The organism is Methylobacterium sp. JK268, from assembly GCF_054052225.1.
The window spans coordinates 1-2,936 of sequence record NZ_JBSVZN010000066.1 but is presented as its reverse complement, the minus strand read 5'-3'; the positions used below and the strand labels follow the sequence as shown (position 1 = coordinate 2,936).

The window sequence follows — 2,936 nt, the reverse complement described above, 5'->3', positions numbered from 1 at the left end:
CGCCGAGGTCGAAGGCGAACCCGCCCCGGCCCGCCTCGGCCGGGACCGCCTTGCGCTTGCCCGCCTTCGCACCGGCCGACGGCGCCGCCATCCGCGACGCCGTCTCGCGAAGCCGCGCCACCGACCGGTCCACCGGCGCGGACGCCGCCGCCGCCCCCTCGCCGATCCGGAAATACGCGATCGTCCCCTGAAGACGCTCCGCCTGCGCCGCCAGCTCCTCCGACGTCGCCGACACCTCCTCCGACGCGCTCGCGTTCTGCTGCGTCACCTTGTCGAGCTGCTGGATCGCCGCGTTGATCTGCGCCGATCCCGCGTCCTGCTCCCGGCACGCCGCCGAGATCTCCTCCACAAGCTGCGCCGTCCGCCGGATGTCCGGCACCAGACGACCCAGCATCGACCCCGCCTCCTGCGCCGCCTTCACCGTCTCCGACGACAAAGTCCCGATCTCCGCCGCCGCCGCCTGTGACCGCTCCGCCAGCTTGCGCACCTCGCTCGCCACAACCGCGAACCCGCGGCCGTGCTCGCCCGCCCGCGCCGCCTCCACCGCCGCGTTCAGCGCCAGCAGGTCCGTCTGCCGCGCGATCTCCTGCACGATCGTGATCTTCTGCGCGATCGTCTGCATCGCATCCACCGCCCGGCCCACCGCGGCCCCGCTCGCCTCCGCGTCCTTGGCTGATTGCCGCGCGATCGTCTCGGTCTGGCCGGCATTGTCCGCGTTCTGCTTCACGTTCGCCGCCATCTCCTCCATCGACGCCGACGCCTCCTCGGTCGACGACGCCTGCTCCGTCGAGCCCTGCGACAGCTGCTCGGCCGAGGACGACAGTTCCTGGCTCCCCGACGACACGTTCGCCGCCGCCGCCATCGCGTCCGCCACCACCGTGCGGAGCCGGTTCACCATGGTCTCGAGGGCGCGTCCGAGCGCGTCCTTGTCCGAGAGCGGCTTGGCCTCGACAGTGAGGTCGCCCGAGGCGATCGCGGTGGCGATGCCGGTGATCTGCTGCAGGTTCTCGGTCACGGCCCGGAGATTGGCGCCGACCTCGCTGCTCAAGCCCCCGTAGTCGCGCTTGAGCGCCTTGCCGAAATCGCCCAGCGCCACGGCGCCCAGCACCTCGGAGATGTCGCGGAAGGCCTGCTCCACGGCCAGGGCCGTGCCCTGGATCTTCCCGACCTCGTCCCGGCGGCCCGTCTCCACCGGATCCGCCAGGGCGGCGAGGTCCGCGCTGACGCGGTTCACCGGCGCGGCGACGGTGCGCACCAGGACATAGCCGATCCCGGTCGCGATCAGCAGGTTGGCGACCATCCCCGCGAGGATCAGGCGGGTCGTCGTCTCGAAGGCCGCCTCCTGCGCCTCCTGGCGCGTCCCCATCAGGGACTTCTCGGTGGCGATCACCTCGCCGATCTTGGCGCGCAGTCCGTCCATCGCCTCCTTGCCGGTGCCGGCGATCTCGATCTGGCGGCCGGCCTCGCGGGTCTGCGGATCGGCCATCAGACCGATGGCCTTCTCGGCGACGTCCGCGCGCCACGCCTCGGCCAGGCGGCGCACGGTGCCGAGCCGGTCCTGCTGAGTGGGATTGTCCTGCGTCAGGTCCTTGGCGCGCTGCCACGCCTGGCCGAACTCCTCCCAACCGCTCCGGTAGGGGGCGAGGAACTTGGCGTCCCCGGACAGAAGGTAGCCGCGGTAGCCGGTTTCCTGGTTGACCATGCCGCCGACGATGGCGTTCGACGCCTCGATCACGCGGTTGGTGTGCTCGGACCAGCCGACCGTCTGCCGGATCTCGGCCGACTTCCAGTAGATGGCGCCGTTGATGCCGAGCCCGAGCAGCAGCATCAGGCTGAACGAGAGAAACAGCTTCTTTGGAAGGGAGATGTTGTCGAGGAACGTCATGGTGGCCCTCTCTGGGCGAGGATGGTGCGGCTGGAGCCGGGACCCGATCGAGGACCCGGGGCACGAGGGGTCGATGCCGACCGGGGCGGACGCGCCCCGGGGCTTATCCCGCGCGCCGGAGCGCGCGGGCCGGTTCTGAACGGCTCGACGGGGCGCTAGACGCGGGCGGCCCGGAGCGGAGGTTCGGCGGACGAGGTCACGCGCTGCGCTTGAACTCGCGGTCCTGCTCGTCGCCGCCGCCGAGGTCGAAGGCGAACCCGCCCCGGCCCGCCTCGGCCGGGACCGCCTTGCGCTTGCCCGCCTTCGCACCGGCCGACGGCGCCGCCATCCGCGACGCCGTCTCGCGAAGCCGCGCCACCGACCGGTCCACCGGCGCGGACGCCGCCGCCGCCCCCTCGCCGATCCGGAAATACGCGATCGTCCCCTGAAGACGCTCCGCCTGCGCCGCCAGCTCCTCCGACGTCGCCGACACCTCCTCCGACGCGCTCGCGTTCTGCTGCGTCACCTTGTCGAGCTGCTGGATCGCCGCGTTGATCTGCGCCGATCCCGCGTCCTGCTCCCGGCACGCCGCCGAGATCTCCTCCACAAGCTGCGCCGTCCGCCGGATGTCCGGCACCAGACGACCCAGCATCGACCCCGCCTCCTGCGCCGCCTTCACCGTCTCCGACGACAAAGTCCCGATCTCCGCCGCCGCCGCCTGTGACCGCTCCGCCAGCTTGCGCACCTCGCTCGCCACAACCGCGAACCCGCGGCCGTGCTCGCCCGCCCGCGCCGCCTCCACCGCCGCGTTCAGCGCCAGCAGGTCCGTCTGCCGCGCGATCTCCTGCACGATCGTGATCTTCTGCGCGATCGTCTGCATCGCATCCACCGCCCGGCCCACCGCGGCCCCGCTCGCCTCCGCGTCCTTGGCTGATTGCCGCGCGATCGTCTCGGTCTGGCCGGCATTGTCCGCGTTCTGCTTCACGTTCGCCGCCATCTCCTCCATCGACGCCGACGCCTCCTCGGTCGACGACGCCTGCTCCGTCGAGCCCTGCGACAGCTGCTCGGCCGA

General features: G+C 72.1%; 2 protein-coding genes. Both read right to left on the bottom strand.

What is annotated here, in order from left to right; genetic code table 11:
- The coding region (locus ACW9J6_RS34325; protein ID WP_457120798.1) for a methyl-accepting chemotaxis protein at window positions 1-1,885 on the bottom strand (1,885 nt) is incomplete at its 3' end.
- Between the two features lie 196 nt (window positions 1,886-2,081).
- Window positions 2,082-2,936 (bottom strand): methyl-accepting chemotaxis protein (locus ACW9J6_RS34320; protein ID WP_457120797.1); only part of this gene is annotated, 855 nt, incomplete at its 5' end.